Source organism: Streptomyces sp. P9-2 (genome assembly GCF_051903975.1).
GTDB classification, from domain to species: Bacteria; Actinomycetota; Actinomycetes; order Streptomycetales; family Streptomycetaceae; genus Streptomyces; species Streptomyces cellulosae.
The window spans coordinates 4817982-4838823 of record NZ_CP192633.1; the positions used below are offsets into that span (position 1 = coordinate 4817982).

Consider the following 20842-nt stretch of genomic DNA (forward strand, 5'->3'; position numbering starts at 1 on the left):
ATCACCAGTGCGCCGCGCCGTATGTCCCGGGTCCTTCGACCCGATCACCAACGGACACCTCGACATCATCGCCCGGGCCTCCCGGCTGTACGACGAGGTCTACGTCGCGGTGATGATCAACAAGTCCAAGAAGGGCCTGTTCGAGATCGAGGAGCGGATCGACCTGATCCGCACCGTCACCGCCGAGTACGGCAACGTCCGGGTCGAGGCCTTCCACGGCCTCCTCGTCGACTTCTGCAAGCAGCGCGACATCCCCGCCATCGTCAAGGGCCTGCGCGCGGTCAGCGACTTCGACTACGAGCTGCAGATGGCCCAGATGAACAACGGCCTCTCGGGCGTGGAGACCCTCTTCGTCCCCACCAACCCCACCTACAGCTTCCTGTCCTCCTCGCTCGTCAAGGAGGTCGCGGCCTGGGGCGGCGACGTCTCCCACCTGGTGCCCGCCGAGGTCCTCACCGCGCTCACCGAACGCCTGCGCAAGGACTGAACGCGCCCCGCCGGAACGGACGTCAGGGGGCATCCGGTGTCCACCGGACGCCCCATGGCCGTACAGTCGTCCCGTCCGTCTCCAACACAGCTGTAGAGAGTGGCGAGCACACGGTGGACGTGCAGAAGAAGCTGGACGAGATCGTCGCCGCGGTCTCCAGTGCCCGGTCGATGCCCATGTCGGCGTCGTGCGTGGTCAACCGCGCCGAACTGCTCGCCATGCTCGACGAGGTGCGCGCGGCGCTGCCCGACTCCCTCGCCCAGGCCGAGGAGTTGATCGGCGGCCGCGAGCAGATGGTCGAACAGGCCCGCCAGGAGGCCGAGCGGATCATCTCCGAGGCGCACGCCCGGCGCGGCTCGCTGATCGCCGAGACCGAGATCGCCCGCCGCTCCCAGGCCGAGGCCGACCGGATCCTCGCGGAGGCCCGCAAGGAGGCCGAGGAGATCCGCGCGGAGGCCGACGACTACGTCGACTCCAAGCTCGCCAACTTCGAGGTCGTCCTCACCAAGACCCTCGGCTCCGTCGGCCGCGGCCGCGAGAAGCTGCTCGGCACCGGCCCCGGCCTCGACGAGCAGGGCTACGAGGACGAGGACGCCCCCGAGCGCAGCCACGACCCGGAGACGCTGCGCCGCAACGCGGACGCCTACGTCGACGTCAAGCTCGGCGCGTTCGAGGCGGTGCTCGCCAAGACGCTGGAGGCGGTCGGCCGCGGCCGGCAGAAGCTGCACGGCCGGATCGCCACCGACGACCTGGGCGCGCTCGCCGACGACACCACCACCGTCCAGCACTCCAGCGACGCCGACTACCTCGCCGACCTGGCCTCCCTCGCCGAGCAGGACGCCCAGGGGGGCCGCAGGGCCGAGCAGCAGCAGCCCGCGGTGCCGGACCAGCCGCCCCAGCCCCCGGCGCAGCCGTACGCCCAGCCGGAGCCCGTGTACGGCTACGACCAGCAGGCCGACCCCTACGGCGGCTACCAGCAGCAGTACGGCGGCGTCCAGGACCCGTACGCCCAGGCGGGCGGCTACGCCCAGCCCGACCCGTACGCGGCCTACCAGGGCTACGACCACTCCCAGCAGGCCTACGACCACGGCCAGGCCGCCCAGCAGGTCCCGCAGCAGCCCCAGCAGGGGTACGCGCTGGACGAGACGAGCCTGTTCGACACCAGCATGATCACGCCCGAGCAGCTCGAGGCGTACCAGCGCGAGCGGGGGCTCTAGGGTCCGATTGGGCCGTGGGCGGAAGGTCCAGTATCCTGGCTCTTCGGTCGCGCGTATGACCGCGATCCACGCTGCCCGGAACGCACCCGTACGGCAGCGACACCCTCTGAGCTCGAAGATCGAAAGCAGGAATGGCTCTGAACGCCCGCCTCGACCACCGCAACCCCCTCGTGTTCGACACGCACGAGCTGGGGCGGCGGCCCGGTGCGCTGCAGCGCCTGACCCGTACGGTCGACGCTCCCCAGGACCTCGGTATCCAGGGAGTCGTCGGAGTGCCGGAAGGCGCCCCGGTGGAGCTCGAACTCCGGCTCGAGTCGGTCATGGAAGGTGTGCTTGTCACAGGCACCGGCCGTGCCAAGGCCGAGGGGGAGTGCGTAAGGTGTCTGGAGCCGCTCGAGCTGGAGCTCGAAGCGGACTTCCAGGAGATGTTCTCGTACCCTGACGCCGACGACCGGGGCCGCGTGATCGCGGAACCGGGCGACGACGCCGAGGACGACGAGGACCGGCTCCTCCTCGAGGACGGCCTGTTCGACCTCGAGCCGGTGCTGCGCGACGCGGTGGTGCTCGCACTGCCGATGCAGCCGGTGTGCCAGGAAGACTGCCCGGGTCTGTGCTCCGAGTGCGGAGCACGGCTGGCGGACGACCCGGACCACCACCACGACGCCGTCGACATCCGTTGGGCGGCTTTGCAGGGACTCGCCGGCACCATGAAGGACGGCGAGAAGGACGAGATGAGCGGCGCCGAAGCCGGCGTCGACGAGAAGCAGGAGAAGTAGCCGTGGCTGTTCCGAAGCGGAAGATGTCGCGCAGCAACACGCGCCACCGCCGGTCGCAGTGGAAGGCTGCGGTCCCCACCCTGGTTGCGTGCGAGCGCTGCCACGAGCCCAAGCAGCAGCACATCGCGTGCCCGTCTTGCGGCACTTACAACAAGCGCCAGGTCCTCGAGGTCTGAGCGGCTGGTGAGAGGCACTGTGTCCACGCCGAAGAAAAACTCTGCGGACAACCAGGCCTCGTCCCCAACGCTTCTGGAAGGGCGGCTCGGCTACAAGGTCGAGTCCGCCCTTCTGGTGCGTGCGCTGACCCATCGTTCCTACGCGTACGAGAACGGCGGTCTGCCGACGAACGAGCGGCTGGAGTTCCTCGGGGACTCCGTGCTCGGCCTCGTCGTCACCGACACGCTGTACCGCACCCACCCCGACCTGCCCGAGGGCCAGCTGGCCAAGCTGCGGGCCGCGGTGGTCAACTCGCGTGCGCTGGCGGAGGTGGGCCGCGGGCTCGACCTCGGCTCCTTCATCCGGCTCGGCCGCGGTGAAGAGGGAACGGGCGGCCGGGACAAGGCGTCCATCCTCGCCGACACCCTCGAAGCGGTGATCGGCGCGGTCTATCTCGACCAGGGCCTGGAATCGGCGGCGGAGCTGGTGCACCGCCTGTTCGACCCGCTGATCGAGAAGTCCTCGAACCTGGGAGCCGGCCTGGACTGGAAGACCAGTCTCCAGGAGCTCACCGCGACCGAGGGGCTCGGCGTTCCCGAGTACCTGGTCACGGAGACCGGCCCCGACCACGAGAAGACCTTCACTGCTGCCGCCCGCGTCGGAGGCGTCTCGTACGGCACCGGCACCGGCCGCAGCAAGAAGGAGGCGGAGCAGCAGGCCGCCGAGTCCGCGTGGCGGTCCATCAAGGCCGCGGCGGACGAGCGGGCCAAGGCGGCTCAGGAGGCCGAAGAGGTCGTCCAGGCCGCCGAGGCCGAAGCCTCCGGCAAGAGCGCCGACGCACCGTCGGCCTCCGCCTGACGCAGTACGCGCGACACGAGCGCCCGTCCCCCGAACCGGGGCGGGCGCTCGGTGCTCGTTCCACCGGTCCTGGGAGGGGACGCCATGCCCGAGCTGCCCGAGGTCGAGGTCGTACGGCGCGGACTCGAGCGGTGGGTCGCCCACCGGACCGTCGCCGACGCCGAGGTCCTGCACCCGCGCGCGGTGCGCCGCCACCTGGCGGGCCCGGACGACTTCGCGCACCGGCTGAAGGGGCACCGCATCGGCGTGCCGCGCCGGCGCGGCAAGTACCTGTGGCTGCCGCTGGAGGACACGGACCAGTCGGTGCTGGCCCACCTCGGCATGAGCGGCCAGCTGCTGATGCAGCCGCACGCCGCGCCGGACGAGAAGCATCTGCGGATCCGCATCCGCTTCACCGAGCCGCAGTCACCTGACGAGGGCCCGGCGGGCGACACCGAGCTGCGCTTCGTCGACCAGCGCACCTTCGGCGGTCTGTCGCTGCACGACGACACCCCCGAGGGCCTGCCCGACGTCATCGCGCACATCGCCCGCGACCCGCTCGACCCGCTCTTCGACGACGAGGCCTTCCACCAGGCGCTGCGCCGCAAGCGGACCACGATCAAGCGGGCGCTGCTCGACCAGTCGCTGATCAGCGGCGTCGGCAACATCTACGCGGACGAGGCGCTGTGGCGCGCCCGCATCCACTACGAGCGCCCGACGGCCGGCTTCACCCGCCCCCGCACGCTGCAGCTGCTGGGCCACGTCCGCGACGTGATGAACGCGGCCCTCGTCGCCGGCGGCACCAGCTTCGACAGCCTGTACGTCAACGTCAACGGCGAGTCCGGCTACTTCGACCGCTCCCTGGACGCGTACGGCCGTGAAGGTCTGCCCTGCCGCCGCTGCGGGACGCCGATACGCCGGCGGGCGTGGATGAACCGCTCCAGCTACTTCTGCCCGCGCTGTCAGCGGGCGCCGCGCGCCGCGTCGTAACGCTCCCGGGCCTCGAGGACGGCGTCCATGCGGCCTTCGAGGAGGTGGATGAGCGCCATCAGCCGCTCGGTGACCTCGTGGCCCAGCGGGGTCAGTTCGTAGTCCACCCGGGGCGGGTTGGTCAGCTGCGCCTCGCGGTGCACGAGCCCGTCGCGCTCCAGCGCGTGCAGGGTCTGCGACAGCATCTTCTCGCTGACCCCGTCGACCCTCCGGCGCAGCTCGTTGAACCGCAACGACCCCTCGTACAGTGCCCCCAGCGTCAGCGCCCCCCAGCGCCCGGTCACGTGTTCCAGCGTGACCCGCGACGGGCAGGACTTGGCGAACACGTTGAACGGGAGGTCCCGGTCCTCCGGGGCCGACTGCGTGGTCGTCATAAGCTCAGCGTACTTCAGAGCAGCGCTGACTGACGGGGAGCGCTTACTGCTGGTAAGTGAAGGAGGAGGCCGCTCATGCTGATCCGGAACGCCCGGCCCGACGAGGCCGGTGAGCTGACCGAACTGGCCCTCCGCTCGAAGGCCCACTGGGGCTACGACGAGGCCTTCATGGCGTCGTGCCGAGAGGAACTGACCGTCCGCCCGTCGGAGGTGACCGGGCGGCGCACCGCCCTGGCCGAACGCGACGGCCGCATCCTCGGCTTCACAACGGTGGACGGCAGCCCGCCGGAGGGCGCGCTGGGCATGATGTTCGTGGATCCGTCGGCCCTCGGCCAGGGCATGGGCCGAGCCCTCTTCGCCCACGCCCTCGCCACGGCCCGGGCGGCCGGCTTCCACCGCCTGACGATCGACGCGGACCCGAACGCGGAACCGTTCTACCGCGCGATGGGCGCGGTGAGGATCGGCGAGACACCGTCGGGGTCGATACCGGGGCGGGTGCTGCCGTTGCTGGCGGTCGGCTTGTGAAGACGACGGGGCGCCGGCGAAAGGCCGGCGCCCCGGAGTTCAGGCCCAGTGACGGCTCAGTAGCCGAAGTTCTGCGTCCACCAAGGACCGCCCGGGCCCAGGTGGACGCCGACGCCGAGGGTCTTGAAGTCGCAGTTCAGGATGTTCGCCTTGTGGCCGGGGCTGTCCATCCAGGCCTGCATGACGGACTCGGCGTCGGCCTGGCCGCGGGCTATGTTCTCGCCGCCGAGGTTGGCGATGCCGGCCGCCTGGGCGCGGTCCCACGGGGTGTCGCCGTCGGGGTCCGTGTGGTCGAAGAAGCCACGGCCGGCCATGTCGTCGCTGAAGGCCGTGGCCAGCGCGGTCAGTGCGCTGTCCGCGGTGACCGGGCTGCAGCCCACCTTCGCGCGCTCGGCGTTCACCAGCCGCAGCACCGCCGCGGCGGCGGTGGCCTCGGCCGAGGTCTGGCCCTTGCCCTGGCTCTGGTCGCCCGCCTTGCGCTCGGTGTCGGGCGTCGTCCTGCGGTCCTGCGCCTGCTCCTCGGTCTTCTCCGGGGCGGCGGCGGACTCCGTCCTCTCCGGCGACTTCTCCGCCTCGGGCGCCTTCGTCGCCGTGCTCGGGGCGGACGGCGTCGCGGAGGGCGCCGGGGAGGTCGCGCGGCCGCCGTCGCGGCTCGCGGGGGCCGACGCGTCGCGACTCGGCGTCTCCACGGCGCCGGACGTACCGCCCTGCTCGGTCGGCAGGCTGGTCGCCACACCGGCGCCGGCCTGCACGTTGTCGCTGGCGCCGCTGTCGCCGCCGAGCTTGTAGTTCTCCAGGCCCGGCACCGCGCCGGTGGCCACCGCGACCGTGCCGATGGCCACGGCGGCGGACACGCCGAGCAGCCCGGTGCGGACCGGCGTCGCGGCCTTCTTCTTGCGGCGGCGTCCGTTCGCGGGCCGGTCGTCCGCGCCGACCGACGAGGTCATGGTGGTGCGGGCCGTCCGTACGGGGCGGGGCCGGGGGGTCACGTCCCACTCCGGGAGCGGGTCGCCGGCGAAGGACCGGCCCGTGAAGTCGTACTCGGCGGTGCGGGGGCCCGGGACGGTCGGGGCGCTGACGGTCGGGGCGGTGACGGTGTCCGCGGCGGATGCCGGGTAGGCGTACGCGGCCGGGGCGGGGTCCGCGTCCGGGTAACCGCCCGCCGTCGCGAAGCCGGTGCCGCCGGCGGGGACAGCGGTCTCGTCCGTCGCGTACAGGTACGCCTCGCTGCGGGCGTACGTCTCCGCGTAGGCCTCCGGGTTCAGGTACGGCGCGGTGCCCATCGTGGGCGGGCCGTCGGCTCCGGCGCCTCGCGGGTCCAGGCCTTCACCGTAGGAGCCGTCGTGGTGGGTGACCCCGGCGGCGCGGCTCGTGGCGGCGCGGCCGGCGTCGGAGCGTCGGTGGCGTCCCATGTATGGCCTTCCTCGTCCTCGCGGTCGGCCGCGTCCCGCGACCAGCCCGAACACTCGACGATCACGAAACTCACACGAACGAGTGAGTTTCATATGAGATTCATGGGTGGGGACGCTACCGCATGGCGCAAGAGGGCGGAGTGCCCGGTGTGACTTTGTCCGGTTAGGTTGCAGGCATGAGCGAGGATGTGCGACTGGTCGCCTGGGTGCGCGGACACGTGCAGGGCGTGGGCTTCCGCTGGTTCACCCGGGCCAAGGCCCTGGAGATCGGCGGCCTGCGGGGCTTCGCCCTGAATCTGGGCGACGGCAGGGTGCAGGTGGTCGCCGAGGGCCCGCGCGACCGCTGCGAGCGGCTGCTGGAGTGGCTCCGGGCCGGCGACACGCCCGGGCGCGTGGACGGTGTGACCGAGATCTGGGACACACCCCGCGGCGGCTACGACGGCTTCGCGATCCGCTGACGCCGCCCGCCGGACCGCCGTACCCAGGCCCCCGCGGCCCTCGGTGTGAAGCGTCCGGACGTAAAAAAGTGCTGGTGATCGAAGCGAACGGCTTGCCAGAGGCAACTGCGCCCGCCAAGATGATCGCCACGCCCCGAGGACCCGCGAGGAACGCGACGCCGCCGCCGTCCGGCCGTATGCGCCCGGTTGTCCCCCAATACGGGGCGTGATCGTGTTGACCCTCAAACTTTTTGGTGAGACGCTGAAAGCCCCGCGCACCTTAGCTGTTTGGCATGGCTGAACGGCAGCACAACTCCAGGCCTGCCAAGCACCGCGGGTGCGAATCCCTCACGACCCACACCGCATCGGTCGGTCACTCATTGTGGAGGACCATCCATCATGGCAAAGGCGCTTCTCGGTTACGTCGGCGGCTCCGACCCTCGACTCCTCGCCGAGATGCGACGGCTCCAGCAGCGCGTCCAGGACCTGGAATCCGAGCTCGTGCGGATCCAGGCGGAGAAGGACGCCCTGAAGGCTGCCGCTTCTCACGACAGGATCATGGAGAGCGTTGACGCACACCAGGCGGAGCCTGCGCTCACCTGATCACTGCACGCTCCACGAACAGCACGCAGTGGTCGGGCTTGCCCGTCACCACCGCCAGGCAGTCAGAACTGCAAGGGACGCTTCGGCGTCCCTTCTTTCTTCACCCCTCCGCGTCCCGAACCGCTGAGCCTGCCGTCCACCCGCGGGGAACCCCGCGACCCCGCGCGGCGCACTCTCTGTCCCGCGCACCTTTTCACTTCTCAACGTCTGGCATGCCCTGAGCGTTCACCCGCGAAACCGCGCGCTCATGGAGTGAGACATGCCCGCCGGGTAGAGTCCGACGGCGTGCACCTCAAGGCCCTGACCCTCCGCGGCTTCAAGTCGTTCGCCTCGGCGACCACGCTCCGGTTCGAGCCGGGCATCACGTGCGTCGTCGGTCCGAACGGCTCGGGCAAGTCCAACGTGGTGGACGCGCTCAGCTGGGTCATGGGCGAACAGGGCGCCAAGTCGCTGCGTGGCGGCAAGATGGAGGACGTCATCTTCGCCGGCACCACCGGCCGCCCCCCGCTGGGCCGCGCCGAGGTGTCCCTGACCATCGACAACTCCGACGGGGCCCTCCCCATCGAGTACTCCGAGGTCACGATCACGCGGATCATGTTCCGCAACGGCGGCAGCGAGTACCAGATCAACGGCGACACCTGCCGCCTCCTGGACATCCAGGAACTGCTCTCCGACTCCGGCATCGGCCGCGAGATGCACGTCATCGTCGGCCAGGGCCAGCTCGACTCCGTCCTGCACGCCGACCCCATGGGCCGCCGCGCCTTCATCGAGGAGGCGGCCGGCGTCCTCAAGCACCGCAAGCGCAAGGAGAAGGCGCTGCGCAAGCTGGACGCGATGCAGGCCAACCTCGCCCGCGTCCAGGACCTCACCGACGAACTCCGCCGCCAGCTCAAGCCGCTGGGCCGCCAGGCCGCCGTCGCCCGCCGCGCCGCCGTCATCCAGGCCGACCTGCGCGACGCCCGCCTGCGTCTCCTCGCCGACGACCTCGTGAAGCTGCGCGAGGCGCTCCAGGCCGAGATTGCCGACGAGGCCGCCCTCAAACAGCGCAAGGAAGCCGCCGAGGCCGAGCTGAAGAGGGCCCTCCAGCGCGAGGCGCACCTGGAGGACGAGGTACGCCGCCTCACCCCGCTCCTGCGGAACGCCCAGCAGACCTGGTACGAGCTCTCCCAGCTCGCCGAACGCGTACGCGGCACCATCTCCCTCGCCGACGCGCGCGTGAAGAGCGCCACCCAGGCGCCCGTCGAGGAGCGGCGCGGCCGCGACCCCGAGGACATGGAGCGAGAGGCCGCCCGCATCCGCGAGCAGGAGGCCGAACTGGAGGCCGCACTGGAAGCGGCCGAACGCGCGCTGGAGGACACCGTCGCCCACCGCGCCGAACTGGAGCGCGAACTCGCCCAGGAGGAACGGCGCCTCAAGGACGTCGCCCGCGCCATCGCCGACCGGCGCGAAGGGCTCGCCCGGCTCAAGGGCCAGGTCGGCGCCGCCCGCTCCCGCGCCGCCGCCGCCCAGGCCGAGATCGAACGCCTCGCCGCCGCCCGCGACGAGGCAAGACAGCGCGCCGTCGTCGCCCAGGAGGAGTACGAGGCCCTCCAGGCGGAGGTCGACGGCCTCGACGCGGGCGACGCGGAACTCGCCGAACGGCACGAGGAGGCCAAGCGCGAACTCGCCGAGGCCGAGGCCGCCCTCACCGCCGCCCGCGAGGCGGTCACCGCCGTGGAGCGCAAACGCGCCGCCACCCAGGCACGCCACGAGGCCCTCGCGCTCGGCCTGCGCCGCAAGGACGGCACCGGCGCGCTGCTCGGCGCGAAGGACAGCCTCACCGGGCTCCTCGGCCCGGCCGCCGAACTGCTGACGGTGACCCCCGGCTACGAGGTGCCGCTCGCGGCCGCGTTCGGCGCGGCGGCGGACGCCCTCGCCGTCTCCTCCCCGTCCGCGGCGGCCGACGCGATCCGGCTGCTCCGCAAACAGGACGCGGGCCGCGCCGCCCTCCTCCTGGCCGGCCCGTCTACCTCCGGGGGCGCGGGGAACGGCGCGCCCAGCCCCGACGCACCCGAACCCGTCGCTCCCCCCGGAGACCCCCTCCCCGCGGACCACTTCGTCACCGGCCCCGCCGACCTCATGCCGGCCGTCCGCCGGCTCCTGCACGGCATCGTCGTCGTCGCCACCCTCGAGGACGCCGAGGAACTCGTCTACGCCCGGCCCGGCCTCACCGCCGTCACCGCCGAGGGCGACCTGCTCGGCGCCCACTTCGCGCACGGCGGCTCGGCCGGCGCGCCCAGCCTGCTCGAGGTGCAGGCGTCCGTCGACGAGGCCGCCGCCGAGCTGGAGGAGCTCGAGGTGCGCTGCGAGGAACTGGCCGAGGCGCAGGAGGCCGCTGCCGCCCGGCGCAAGGAGTGCGCGGCCCTCGTCGAGGAGCTGGGGGAGCGGCGCAGGGCCGCCGACCGGGAGAAGTCCGCCGTCGCCCAGCAGCTCGGCCGGCTCGCCGGACAGGCACGCGGCGCCGCCGGCGAGGCCGAACGCGCCGGGGCCGCCGCCGAACGCGCCCAGGAGGCCCTCGACAAGGCCCTCGCCGAGGTGGAGGAGCTCGCCGAGCGGCTGGAGGCGGCCGAGGAGATGCCGTTCGAGGAGGAGCCCGACACCTCCGTGCGCGACCGGCTCGCCGCCGACGGGGCCAACGCCCGCCAGACCGAGATGGAGGCCCGCCTCCAGGTCCGTACGCACGAGGAGCGGGTCAAGGGGCTGGCCGGACGGGCCGACTCCCTGGACCGGGCCGCCCGCGCCGAACGCGAGGCACGCGCGCGTGCCGAGCAGCGTCGCGCCCGGCTGCGTCACGAGGCGGAGGTCGCCGCCGCCGTCGCCGCGGGCGCCCGCCAGCTGCTGGCGCACGTCGAGGTGTCCCTCGCCCGCGCCGCCGAGGAGCGCACCGCCGCCGAGGCCGTCAAGGCCCGGCGCGAGGAGGAACTCGCCCGGGCCCGCGCCGAGGGACGCGATCTCAAGGCGGAACTCGACAAGTTGACGGATTCGGTCCACCGCGGCGAGGTACTCGGCGCCGAGAAACGGCTGCGGATGGAGCAGCTGGAGGCGAAGGCGCTGGAGGAACTGGGTGTCGAACCGGCCGGGCTGGTCGAGGAGTACGGCCCGCACCAGCTCGTGCCGCCCTCGCCCCCCGCCGAGGGCGAACAGCTCCCGGAGGACCCGGAGCACCCGCGCAACCAGCCCCGACCCTTCGTGCGGGCCGAGCAGGAGAAACGGCTGAAGGCCGCCGAGCGCGCCTACCAGCAGCTCGGCAAGGTCAACCCGCTCGCCCTGGAGGAGTTCGCGGCGCTGGAGGAACGCCACCAGTTCCTCAGCGAGCAGCTGGAGGACCTGAAGAAGACCCGCGCGGACCTGCTTCAGGTCGTCAAGGAGGTCGACGAACGCGTCGAGCAGGTCTTCACCGAGGCCTATCGGGACACGGCCCGGGAGTTCGAGGGCGTCTTCTCCCGGCTCTTCCCGGGCGGGGAGGGCCGCCTGGTGCTGACCGACCCCGACCACATGCTCACCACGGGCGTGGACGTCGAGGCGCGCCCGCCGGGCAAGAAGGTCAAGCGGCTGTCGCTGCTGTCGGGCGGCGAGCGGTCGCTGACCGCGGTGGCGCTGCTCGTGTCGATCTTCAAGGCGCGGCCCAGCCCGTTCTACGTGATGGACGAGGTCGAGGCCGCCCTCGACGACACCAACCTCCAGCGGCTGATCCGGATCATGCAGGAGCTGCAGGAGGCCTCGCAGCTGATCGTGATCACGCACCAGAAACGCACCATGGAGGTCGCCGACGCGCTCTACGGCGTCTCCATGCAGGGCGACGGCGTGTCCAAGGTCATCAGCCAGCGTCTGCGCTGAAGCGGTTCAAACTCTTCAAGATGTGAACCTCTGGTGGGGCCTGCCTGGGCGCTGACGTCTTCCAACTCACAGCCGAGAGCCTATTGACTTCAAAACTTGAAGACATAGTCTCTGCAATGTTGTTTTTACCTTCAGGTGCCTACGGCAGAAACCTTGAAGGGCTGACCCCCATCCGGCGATGTTGCCGGTGGCCCGAGGAGTACACGTGACCAGCACCGCGCAGGCACAAGCGTCAGGAGCCAGGACGGCTCATCCCGAACATCTCGGGCATGTCATCTTCATCGCCGCTGCCGCCGCCATGGGCGGCTTCCTCTTCGGCTACGACAGTTCCGTGATCAACGGCGCCGTCGAGGCGATCCGCGACCGGTACGACATCGGCTCCGCCGCGCTCGCCCAGGTCATCGCCGTCGCGCTGATCGGCTGTGCCATCGGCGCCGCCACCGCCGGCCGGATAGCCGACCGCATCGGCCGCATCCGCTGCATGCAGATCGCCGCGGTCCTCTTCACGGTCAGCGCCGTCGGCTCCGCGCTGCCCTTCGCGCTGTGGGACCTCGCCTTCTGGCGCGTCGTCGGCGGCTTCGCCATCGGCATGGCCTCCGTCATCGGCCCGGCCTACATCGCCGAGGTCGCCCCGCCCGCCTACCGCGGCCGGCTCGGCTCCTTCCAGCAGGCCGCGATCGTCGTCGGCATCGCCGTCTCCCAGCTCGTCAACTGGGGCATCCTGAACGCCGCGGACGGCGACCAGCGCGGTGAGCTGATGGGCCTCGAGGCCTGGCAGGTCATGCTCGGCGTCATGGTGATCCCGGCCGTCCTCTACGGCCTGCTCTCCTTCGCGATCCCCGAGTCGCCCCGCTACCTGATCTCCGTCGGCAAGCACGAGCGCGCCCGCGAGATCCTCTCCGAGGTGGAGGGCAGCGAGACCGACCTCGACGCCCGCGTCACCGAGATCGAGACCGGCATGCACCGCGAGGAGAAGTCCAGCTTCAAGGACCTGCTCGGCGGCAGCTTCTTCTTCAAGCCGATCGTCTGGGTCGGTATCGGACTGTCGGTGTTCCAGCAGTTCGTCGGCATCAACGTCGCGTTCTACTACTCCGCCACCCTGTGGCAGTCGGTCGGCGTCGACCCGTCGGACTCGTTCTTCTACTCGTTCACCACGTCGATCATCAACATCGTCGGCACCGTGATCGCGATGATCTTCGTCGACCGCGTCGGCCGCCGGCCGCTGGCCATCATCGGCTCCGTCGGCATGGTGGTCGGTCTCGCGCTCGAGGCCTGGGCGTTCTCCTCGCCCCTCGTCGACGGCCAGCTGCCCGCCACGCAGGGCTGGGTGGCCCTGATCGCGGCCCACGTCTTCGTCCTCTTCTTCGCCCTGTCGTGGGGTGTGGTCGTGTGGGTCATGCTCGGCGAGATGTTCCCGAACCGGATCCGTGCGGCGGCGCTCGGCGTGGCCGCGGCGGCGCAGTGGATCGCCAACTGGGCGATCACGGCCAGCTTCCCGTCGCTGGCGGACTGGAACCTGTCCGTCACGTACGCGATCTACACGGTGTTCGCGGCGCTGTCGATTCCGTTCGTGCTGAAGTTCGTCAAGGAGACGAAGGGCAAGCGGTTGGAGGAGATGGGCTGACGCCCCTCTTCCCCCTGTACCCGAGGGGTGGGGGTTACCTCCCCGCTGCTCCCGCCCCTCGTATGCCACCCCCCCCACCCGCCCCGGCTCGGATCTTCGAGCCGGGGCGGTGGCATGTTCGTGGTCGGGTGCGGGTTGTGCGGGGCCTGTCGCGCAGTTCCCCGCGCCCCTGAACGGGGTGGTGGCTGCGGAGTCGCATCGTGCGGCGCCGTTGGAGTTGAGCGCGCCGTCCCCCGCGCCCCTGAGGGTGTCGCAACGGGCGGCGCTGCTGGGGGCTGGGCGCGCCGTCCCCCGCGCCCCCGGGCGTTTCAGGCTGTGAGGAACTCGTGGAAGCGGGCGGCGAAGTGCCTCGGGTCCTGGCTCAGGGAGGACTTGACCATGGCGGTGAACTCGTCGGCCACGACCTCGTACACCTCGGACTCGACGCCGTCGAGGGCGGCTCGGGCGACCTCCGCCGCTGTCATCTTCGGTACGTCGAGGCCCTTCGTCATGTCGGTGTCGGCGGCACCGAGGTGGACCGAGGTGAGACGGGTTCCCTGGTCGGCCAGTTCCTGGCGCAGGGCGTTGCCCATGCTCCACACGGCGGCCTTGGAGACCGCGTACGCGCCGGTGCCGGGGAAGACGAACCACGACGCGGACGAGGCGATGGTGAGGAGCGCGCCTCCTCCGTTGCCGGCCAGGACCGGCGCGAAGGCCCGGATCACGGACAGCGTGCCCCAGAAGTTCACATCCATCGTGGCGCGGACGCCGTCGAGATCGCCGAGCAGGGTTCCGCCTCCGATCCCGGCGTTGTTGACCAGCAGGTCGACGTCACGGGCCTGCTCGGCGGCGGCCGCGACGGAATCGGGATCGGTGACGTCGAGGGCGAGGACCTCCACACCGTCGAGGTCGATCGACTCGGGCCGGCGGGCGGTCGCGTAGACCTTCGCGCCCCGCTCGGCGAGCTGGGCGGCGAGGTGGCGGCCGATGCCGCGGCCGGCCCCGGTGACGAGCGCGGTCGCTTTGTTGATGTCCATGCCGCGTACGCTAGAACCTCACGTCGGCGTGAGGTTCAAGCCGCGAGCAGCCGGAGGCGCGATGCGTATCGGAAAGGTCGCCGAACGGGCGGGGGTCAGCGTCCGCGCGCTGCGCTACTACGAGGAGCAAGGACTCGTCGTCCCCGCCCGCGGCGCCGGGGACCAGCGCGACTACGACGAGTCGGACGTCGAGCGGGTGAAGTTCATCCAGCTCCTCTACGCGGCCGGGCTGCCCAGCAAGGCGATCCTGCACATCCTGCCGTTCCTGGACACCCTCGTCGCCACCCCGGAGATGACGCGGCGGCTCACGGAGGAGCGGGACCGCATCCAGGTCCGGCTGGACGATCTGACCCGGGCGCGGGACCGGCTCGACGAGCTGATCGGCCTCGCCGGTCGGTACACGGAGTCGTCGACGGCCGAGTGCCGTCCGCCGCGGGAGCGGGCTTCCGCCTGACCGGCCCGGTGGGGGCCGGGCGCGCCGTTCCCCGCGCCCCTTCGGGGCGCCTCGGGCGGGGCGCGTCCGTATGGGGGGCGCGGGGCAGGCATGGCTGATACTGGACGGGTTATGGACATCGTCATCCTTGCTGTAGTCATCGCCGTGGTCGTGCTCGGCGCGCTCGGCGGGCTGATCGTCGGGAGCCGGCGCAAAAAGCCGCTGCCCCCGCCGCCGCCCGCCGCGCCCGACATCACCGCCCCGCCGGCCGAGCCGCACGTCGGCGAAGAGGCCGAGACGCCGCGGGAGGAACCGCGGCGCACCATCGAGGAGGTTGATCTTCCGGCGGGCGCCGGTCCCGTCGTCATCGAGGAACCGCCCGCCGCCGAGGCTCCCGAGATCGAGATCCCGGAGCCCACCGCCGGCCGTCTGGTCCGGCTGCGCGCCCGGCTGTCCCGGTCGCAGAACGCCCTGGGCAAGGGCCTGCTCACCCTGCTGTCCCGCGAGCACCTCGACGAGGACACCTGGGAGGAGATCGAGGACACCCTGCTCACCGCCGACGTCGGCGTCCAGCCCACCCAGGAGCTGGTCGAGCGGCTGCGCGAGCGGGTCAAGGTGCTCGGCACCCGCACCCCCGAGGAGCTGCGCGCGCTGCTCCGCGAGGAGCTGATCACGCTGGTCGGTCCCGAGATGGACCGCACCGTGCACACCGAGAACCCCGACGGCGGGCCCGGCGTCGTCATGGTCGTCGGCGTCAACGGCACCGGCAAGACCACCACCACCGGCAAGCTCGCCCGTGTCCTGGTCGCCGACGGCAACACCGTCGTGCTCGGCGCCGCGGACACCTTCCGCGCCGCCGCCGCCGACCAGCTCCAGACCTGGGGCGAGCGGGTCGGCGCCCACACCGTGCGCGGTCCGGAGGGCGGCGACCCGGCCTCCGTCGCGTTCGACGCGGTCAAGGAGGGCAAGGAGATGGGCGCCGGCGCGGTGCTCATCGACACCGCCGGCCGGCTTCACACCAAGACGGGCCTCATGGACGAGCTCGGCAAGGTGAAGCGGGTCGTGGAGAAGCAGGCCCCGCTGGACGAGGTGCTGCTGGTGCTCGACGCCACCACCGGTCAGAACGGCCTGGTGCAGGCGCGCGTCTTCGCCGAGGTCGTCGACATCACCGGCATCGTGCTCACCAAGCTCGACGGCACCGCCAAGGGCGGCATCGTCATCGCCGTCCAGCGCGAGCTGGGCGTCCCGGTCAAGCTGATCGGTCTCGGCGAGGGCGCGGACGACCTCGCGCCGTTCGAGCCCGAGGCCTTCGTGGACGCGTTGCTGGGGGAGTGACACCCCCGGAGCCGTCCGGCCCCGTACGCGAGGAAGCGCCCGCCCCCGGAAACAGCCGGGGGACGGGCGCTTCGCCGTACGGGGGGGGGGAGGGTCAGGCGCCCGAGCGGTGCGCCACGTACGCCAGCGTGCCCAGCAGCAGACGCGCCTCCGGAGGGCGGGAGGCGGAGTCCAGGGCGGGTGAGCGGAGCCAGCGCACCGGGCCGAGGCCGGCGCGGTCCGACGGCGGCGCCGTGATGTGCGTACCGCGTCCGAGGCCGCGCAGGTCCAGGGCGCCCGGGTCGTCCCAGCCCATGCGGTACAGCAGATCCGGCAGCACGGCCGCGGCGCCCGGGGCGACGAAGAACTGGGCCCGGCCGTCCGGGGTGGCGGCGACCGGCCCGACCGGCAGGCCCATCCGCTCCAGCCGCGCCAGGGCATGGCACCCGGCGGGCTCCGCCACCTCGATCACGTCGAACGCCCGCCCCACGGGCAGCATCACGGAGGCGCCCGGGAACTCCGACCAGAGCGCGGTCACCTCGTCCAGCGGCGCACCCGCGCGGATCACCGGCGCGTGCTCCAGGGGGTGGGCGCCCGGCGCCCGGCAGCCCGTGCGCCCGCAGGAGCAGGACCCGGCGAGGGCGCGGACGCCCGGCACCACGTCCCAGCCCCACAGTCCCGTGTACTCCGCCACGACCGTGCCGTCCGAGGAGCGGCCGCGCCGCCGCGAGCCGGACCGGATGTCACGGATGCCCCGACTGATACCGATCGTGAAGCCCATGCCCCCTCCAACGGGTCCGACGTACCGGTGGTTACGTAGCGGACGCAGTGTGTGACTCTCTGTTTCCGGCTTCCCGGTGCCACCTGCGCCAACCAGCGCCTTGATGTGCACAGGGTGGTGCGGCGGGTGTCGTGCGCCCCGGAGTGCATCGCTGCATCCACTCTTGTCTGTCCTGTGTCAAGTCAATCGCGGGACGGCGACGGTGCGTTCATTCGAAGGGGTGGCGAATGGTGGCGATTGAGGTTCCGCCATGGTGGGGCGGGTGATCATAGGGTTACTGTGTGTGCACGGCTTGGATGGGGCACATGCACTCGCGGGTATGCCGGAGGCAACTCGGCTTTCCGTTCGGAGGGTGGCAACCGCCGGACGGGCGGCCCCAACTACCGGCATTCTGATAGGGCTTGGCGCACTCGGCGACAAGTGGTCTTCAGGGATGGGGGCGTTCCAGTGAGCGGCAACGGCGGTGGCGGGACGAGTTCTGCGAGTGCGGAGAAGCGCCCGAACGAGCTGCTCACCTCATGGTTCGTCCGCAGCGGCTGGTCCAAGGGTGAGCTCGCCCGCCAAGTGAACCGCAGAGCGCGGCAGTTGGGCGCCAACCACATCTCCACCGACACCTCCCGGGTGCGCCGCTGGCTGGACGGGGAGAACCCGCGCGAGCCGATCCCGCGCATCCTCTCCGAGCTGTTCTCCGAGCGCTTCGGTGTCGTCGTCTCCGTGGAGGACCTGGGCCTGCGCACCACACGCCCGGCGCCCTCCGCGACCGGCGTCGACCTTCCCTGGACGGGCCCGCAGACCGTGGCCCTGCTCAGCGAGTTCTCGCGCAGCGACCTCATGCTGGCGCGGCGCGGCTTCCTCGGGAGCTCGCTGGCCCTCTCCGCGGGCCCGTCCCTCATCGAGCCCATGCAGCGCTGGCTCGTCCCCTCCCCGTCCTCCCCCCTGGCCAGGCCCGAGCCGGACGTCGCCCCCTCCTCGGCGCGCGCCCGCGGCCGGCTCTCCAAGCCGGAGCTGGACCTGCTGGAGACCACCACCGTGATGTTCCGGCAGTGGGACGCCCAGTGCGGCGGCGGACTGCGCCGCAAGGCCGTCGTCGGCCAGCTCCACGAGGTCACCGACCTCCTCCAGGAGCCACAGCCCGACGCCACCACCAAGCGGCTCTTCAAGGTCGCCGCCGAGCTCGCCGAACTGGCCGGCTGGATGTCGTACGACGTGGGGCTGCAGCCCACCGCGCAGAAGTACTTCGTGCTCGCCCTGCACGCCGCCAAGGAGGCCGGCGACCGGCCCCTCGGCTCCTACGTCCTCTCCAACATGAGCCGCCAGATGATCCACCTCGGCCGCCCCGAGGACGCCCTGGAGCTCATCCACCTCGCCCAGTACGGCAGCCGCGACTGCGCCAGCCCCCGCGTCCAGTCCATGCTGTATGCGATGGAGGCCCGCGCCTACGCCAACATGGGCCAGCCCGGCCGCTGCAAGCGCGCCGTCCGCATGGCCGAGGACACCTTCGCCGAGGCCGGCGAGTGGGACGAGCCGGACCCCGACTGGATCCGCTTCTTCTCCGAGGCCGAGCTGTACGCGGAGAACAGCCACTCCTTCCGCGACCTGGCCTACGTCGCCGGCCGCAGTCCCACCTACGCCTCGCTCGCCGAGCCGCTGATGAAGCGCGCCGTGGAGCTGTTCGGCAAGGAGGGCGGCGAGCACCAGCGCTCCTACGCCCTCAACCTGATCGGCATGGCCACGGTGCATCTGCTCCAGCGCGAACCCGAGCAGAGCACGGTTCTCGCCACCGAGGCCATCAAGGCCGCCAAGAAGGTCCGTTCCGAGCGCGTCAACACTCGTATCCGAAAGACCGTGGACACCGCCGTACGTGACTTCGGGGAGCTCGCCGAGGTCGTCGAACTCACCGAGCGGCTCGCCGTCGAGCTGCCCGAGACCGCCCAGGCGGTCTGAACACCGAGGAACCCTGGACCCCGGCCGCGGCCGGCCCTCCCGAACTGCCCGACTCGGCTCCCCCATGCCAGTCATTCGGAAGGCCGGCCGCGGCCGGTCGTGTGTCTCCCCGGCCGCGGCTCACCGCCGTACACCGAAGATTGCGCCACGATAACGATCGGCGCGCCCCGGATCCGGCGGTTCACCGACCCGTAACACGCCGGGTGCCTTCGTCACGGCGGCGAAACAACGAGGGGCTTCCACCGAAACGGCGCTGCGCCAATCTTCATGGCGCATAACCGGCCCACCCCTCAATCCGCTCAAGGCTTCGCCCGCACGGGGCCGTACCAACGACGAGGAGACGCCGATGGCACAAGCCATCACCCTGGCAGCAGACGCGCCCACGCTGTCCGCCGCCAACACAGGGTTCATGCTCATCTGTTCCGCGCTGGTGATGCTCATGACCCCCGGTCTGGCCTTCTTCTACGGAGGCATGGTCCGGGTCAAGAGCACCCTGAACATGCTGATGATGAGCTTCATCAGCCTGGGCATCGTCACCATCCTGTGGGTGCTCTACGGGTTCTCCGTCGCGTTCGGCGACGACAAGGGCAGCCTCGTCGGCTGGAACTCCGACTGGGTGGGCCTGAGCGACATCGGCCTGACCGAGCTGTGGGGCTCCACCACGATCCCGCTGTTCGTCTTCGCCGCCTTCCAGCTGATGTTCGCGATCCTCACGCCCGCCCTGATCAGCGGCGCCCTCGCGGACCGCGTGAAGTTCAGCGCCTGGGCCCTGTTCATCACCCTGTGGGTCAGCGTCGTCTACTTCCCGGTCGCGCACTGGGTGTGGGGCGAGGGCGGCTGGGCCTTCGACCTCGGCGTCATCGACTTCGCCGGCGGTACCGCCGTGCACATCAACGCCGGTGCGGCCGCCCTCGGCGTGATCCTGGTGATCGGCAAGCGCATCGGCTTCAAGAAGGACCCGATGCGTCCGCACAGCCTCCCGCTGGTCATGCTCGGCGCCGGTCTGCTGTGGTTCGGCTGGTTCGGATTCAACGCCGGCTCGTGGCTCGGCAACGACGACGGCGTCGGCGCGCTGATGTTCGTCAACACCCAGGTCGCCACCGGCGCCGCGGTCGTCGGCTGGCTCGCCTACGAGAAGATCCGCCACGGCGCGTTCACCACGCTGGGCGCCGCCTCCGGCGCGGTCTCCGGTCTGGTCGCCATCACCCCGGCCGGCGGCGCGGTCTCCCCGCTCGGCGCCATCGCGATCGGCATCATCGCCGGTGTCCTGTGCGCCATGGCCGTCGGCCTCAAGTACAAGTTCGGCTACGACGACTCCCTCGACGTCGTCGGCGTCCACCTCGTCGGCGGCATCATCGGCTCCCTGCTCATCGGCTTCCTCGCCACCGGCAAGGGCCAGTCCGACGTCGAGGGCCTCTTCTACGGCGGCGGCCTCGACCAGTTCTGGAAGCAGTGCGCCGGTGTCTTCGGCGTCCTCGCCTACTCCCTGATCGCCTCCGCGGTCCTGGCCCTCCTCATCCACAAGACCATCGGTATGCGAGTCTCCGAGGACGAGGAGGTGGCCGGCATCGACCAGGCCGAGCACGCCGAGACCGCATACGACTTCAGCGGCGCGGGCGGCGGCGCGGCCCGGACGCCGGCCAGCAGCCCCGTCGCCCCGGCCGAGAGCAAGAAGGTGGACGCATGAAGCTCATCACCGCCGTCGTGAAGCCGCACCGGCTCGACGAGATCAAGGAGGCCCTCCAGGCCTTCGGAGTGCACGGTCTGACCGTCACCGAGGCCAGCGGCTACGGCCGCCAGCGCGGCCACACCGAGGTCTACCGCGGCGCCGAGTACACCGTCGACCTGGTGCCCAAGGTCCGCATCGAGGTCCTGGTCGAGGACGACGACGCCGAGCAGCTCGTCGACGTCGTGGTCAAGGCCGCCCGCACCGGCAAGATCGGCGACGGCAAGGTGTGGACCATCCCCGTCGAGACGGCCGTACGGGTCCGGACCGGCGAGCGCGGCCCGGACGCGCTCTGACAGCAGACCGACCGAACA

20 protein-coding genes are annotated in these 20842 nt (G+C 71.4%); 16 read left to right on the plus strand and 4 right to left on the minus strand.

Annotation, left to right across the window (positions count from 1 at the left end):
- The first annotated feature begins 7 nt into the window (after nucleotides 1-7).
- The 6 genes from coaD (at nucleotide 8) to mutM (ending at nucleotide 4463) form a co-directional block, all read left to right on the plus strand.
- Nucleotides 8-487, plus strand: coding sequence for a pantetheine-phosphate adenylyltransferase (gene coaD, locus ACQY0Z_RS22170; protein WP_006130469.1), 480 nt, complete (start codon nucleotides 8-10; stop codon nucleotides 485-487).
- A 113-nt stretch (nucleotides 488-600) separates the two neighbouring features.
- Nucleotides 601-1704 (plus strand): ATP synthase F0 subunit B, encoded by a 1104-nt coding sequence (locus tag ACQY0Z_RS22175; RefSeq protein ID WP_381727355.1) that lies wholly within the window; start codon nucleotides 601-603, stop codon nucleotides 1702-1704.
- A gap of 131 nt (nucleotides 1705-1835) precedes the next feature.
- Complete coding sequence (locus ACQY0Z_RS22180) at nucleotides 1836-2480, plus strand: YceD family protein (protein ID WP_019523245.1); 645 nt, start codon at nucleotides 1836-1838, stop codon at nucleotides 2478-2480.
- Between the two features lie 2 nt (nucleotides 2481-2482).
- Nucleotides 2483-2656, plus strand: a complete 174-nt coding sequence (gene rpmF / locus ACQY0Z_RS22185; RefSeq protein WP_003951102.1) for a 50S ribosomal protein L32 — start codon at nucleotides 2483-2485, stop codon at nucleotides 2654-2656.
- Nucleotides 2657-2675: 19 nt separating this feature from the next.
- Nucleotides 2676-3494: a ribonuclease III gene (rnc, locus tag ACQY0Z_RS22190; protein WP_006130466.1), complete on the plus strand. Its 819-nt coding sequence runs from the start codon at nucleotides 2676-2678 to the stop codon at nucleotides 3492-3494.
- Nucleotides 3495-3578: 84 nt separating this feature from the next.
- Entirely contained in the window at nucleotides 3579-4463 is an 885-nt protein-coding gene (mutM, locus tag ACQY0Z_RS22195; RefSeq protein WP_189903396.1) for a bifunctional DNA-formamidopyrimidine glycosylase/DNA-(apurinic or apyrimidinic site) lyase, read from the plus strand.
- Here mutM and ACQY0Z_RS22200 read toward each other — a convergent pair.
- Nucleotides 4436-4837, minus strand: a complete 402-nt coding sequence (locus ACQY0Z_RS22200; protein WP_189903399.1) for a winged helix-turn-helix transcriptional regulator — start codon at nucleotides 4835-4837, stop codon at nucleotides 4436-4438. The two genes, mutM and ACQY0Z_RS22200, sit on opposite strands and share 28 nt — an antisense overlap.
- Before the next feature lie 75 nt (nucleotides 4838-4912).
- On the opposite strand from ACQY0Z_RS22200, the gene ACQY0Z_RS22205 reads away from it, so the two are divergent.
- Nucleotides 4913-5362 carry a GNAT family N-acetyltransferase gene (locus ACQY0Z_RS22205; protein WP_189903401.1) on the plus strand — a complete coding sequence of 150 codons (450 nt, stop codon included), beginning with the start codon at nucleotides 4913-4915 and terminating at the stop codon, nucleotides 5360-5362.
- A gap of 56 nt (nucleotides 5363-5418) precedes the next feature.
- Here ACQY0Z_RS22205 and ACQY0Z_RS22210 read toward each other — a convergent pair whose 3' ends face one another.
- Entirely contained in the window at nucleotides 5419-6774 is a 1356-nt protein-coding gene (locus ACQY0Z_RS22210) for a CAP domain-containing protein (RefSeq protein WP_439812704.1), read from the minus strand.
- A gap of 176 nt (nucleotides 6775-6950) precedes the next feature.
- Here ACQY0Z_RS22210 and ACQY0Z_RS22215 point away from each other — a divergent pair, with 176 nt between their 5' ends.
- The 4 genes from ACQY0Z_RS22215 (at nucleotide 6951) to ACQY0Z_RS22230 (ending at nucleotide 13314) form a co-directional block, all read left to right on the plus strand.
- The gene (locus ACQY0Z_RS22215) at nucleotides 6951-7232 is read left to right on the plus strand and encodes an acylphosphatase (RefSeq protein ID WP_189903405.1); all 282 of its coding nucleotides are present in this window, start codon (nucleotides 6951-6953) and stop codon (nucleotides 7230-7232) included.
- 378 nt (nucleotides 7233-7610) lie between these two features.
- Entirely contained in the window at nucleotides 7611-7814 is a 204-nt protein-coding gene (locus tag ACQY0Z_RS22220; protein WP_006130460.1) for a hypothetical protein, read from the plus strand.
- A gap of 285 nt (nucleotides 7815-8099) precedes the next feature.
- Nucleotides 8100-11690, plus strand: a complete 3591-nt coding sequence (gene smc / locus ACQY0Z_RS22225; RefSeq protein WP_439812705.1) for a chromosome segregation protein SMC — start codon at nucleotides 8100-8102, stop codon at nucleotides 11688-11690.
- Between the two features lie 205 nt (nucleotides 11691-11895).
- Entirely contained in the window at nucleotides 11896-13314 is a 1419-nt protein-coding gene (locus ACQY0Z_RS22230) for a sugar porter family MFS transporter (RefSeq protein WP_439812706.1), read from the plus strand.
- Between the two features lie 308 nt (nucleotides 13315-13622).
- Here ACQY0Z_RS22230 and ACQY0Z_RS22235 read toward each other — a convergent pair whose 3' ends face one another.
- Nucleotides 13623-14330, minus strand: a complete 708-nt coding sequence (locus ACQY0Z_RS22235) for an SDR family oxidoreductase (protein ID WP_439812707.1) — start codon at nucleotides 14328-14330, stop codon at nucleotides 13623-13625.
- Nucleotides 14331-14391: 61 nt separating this feature from the next.
- Here ACQY0Z_RS22235 and ACQY0Z_RS22240 point away from each other — a divergent pair, with 61 nt between their 5' ends.
- Both ACQY0Z_RS22240 and ftsY read left to right on the plus strand, forming a co-directional pair.
- Nucleotides 14392-14784 carry a MerR family transcriptional regulator gene (locus tag ACQY0Z_RS22240; protein WP_258905408.1) on the plus strand — a complete coding sequence of 131 codons (393 nt, stop codon included), beginning with the start codon at nucleotides 14392-14394 and terminating at the stop codon, nucleotides 14782-14784.
- A 111-nt stretch (nucleotides 14785-14895) separates the two neighbouring features.
- Nucleotides 14896-16098, plus strand: a complete 1203-nt coding sequence (gene ftsY, locus ACQY0Z_RS22245) for a signal recognition particle-docking protein FtsY (RefSeq protein WP_189903414.1) — start codon at nucleotides 14896-14898, stop codon at nucleotides 16096-16098.
- A 94-nt stretch (nucleotides 16099-16192) separates the two neighbouring features.
- Here ftsY and ACQY0Z_RS22250 read toward each other — a convergent pair whose 3' ends face one another.
- Nucleotides 16193-16858: a bifunctional DNA primase/polymerase gene (locus ACQY0Z_RS22250; RefSeq protein ID WP_189903416.1), complete on the minus strand. Its 666-nt coding sequence runs from the start codon at nucleotides 16856-16858 to the stop codon at nucleotides 16193-16195.
- A gap of 447 nt (nucleotides 16859-17305) precedes the next feature.
- Here ACQY0Z_RS22250 and nsdA point away from each other — a divergent pair, with 447 nt between their 5' ends.
- From nsdA to ACQY0Z_RS22265, 3 genes are all read left to right on the plus strand, one after another.
- Nucleotides 17306-18802 (plus strand): transcriptional repressor NsdA, encoded by a 1497-nt coding sequence (nsdA, locus tag ACQY0Z_RS22255; RefSeq protein ID WP_189903418.1) that lies wholly within the window; start codon nucleotides 17306-17308, stop codon nucleotides 18800-18802.
- Between the two features lie 346 nt (nucleotides 18803-19148).
- Nucleotides 19149-20489: an ammonium transporter gene (locus ACQY0Z_RS22260; protein WP_254587213.1), complete on the plus strand. Its 1341-nt coding sequence runs from the start codon at nucleotides 19149-19151 to the stop codon at nucleotides 20487-20489.
- Nucleotides 20486-20824, plus strand: coding sequence for a P-II family nitrogen regulator (locus ACQY0Z_RS22265; protein ID WP_006130453.1), 339 nt, complete (start codon nucleotides 20486-20488; stop codon nucleotides 20822-20824). Before ACQY0Z_RS22260 ends, ACQY0Z_RS22265 begins: the two co-directional genes overlap by 4 nt.
- The last annotated feature ends 18 nt before the right edge of the window (nucleotides 20825-20842 follow it).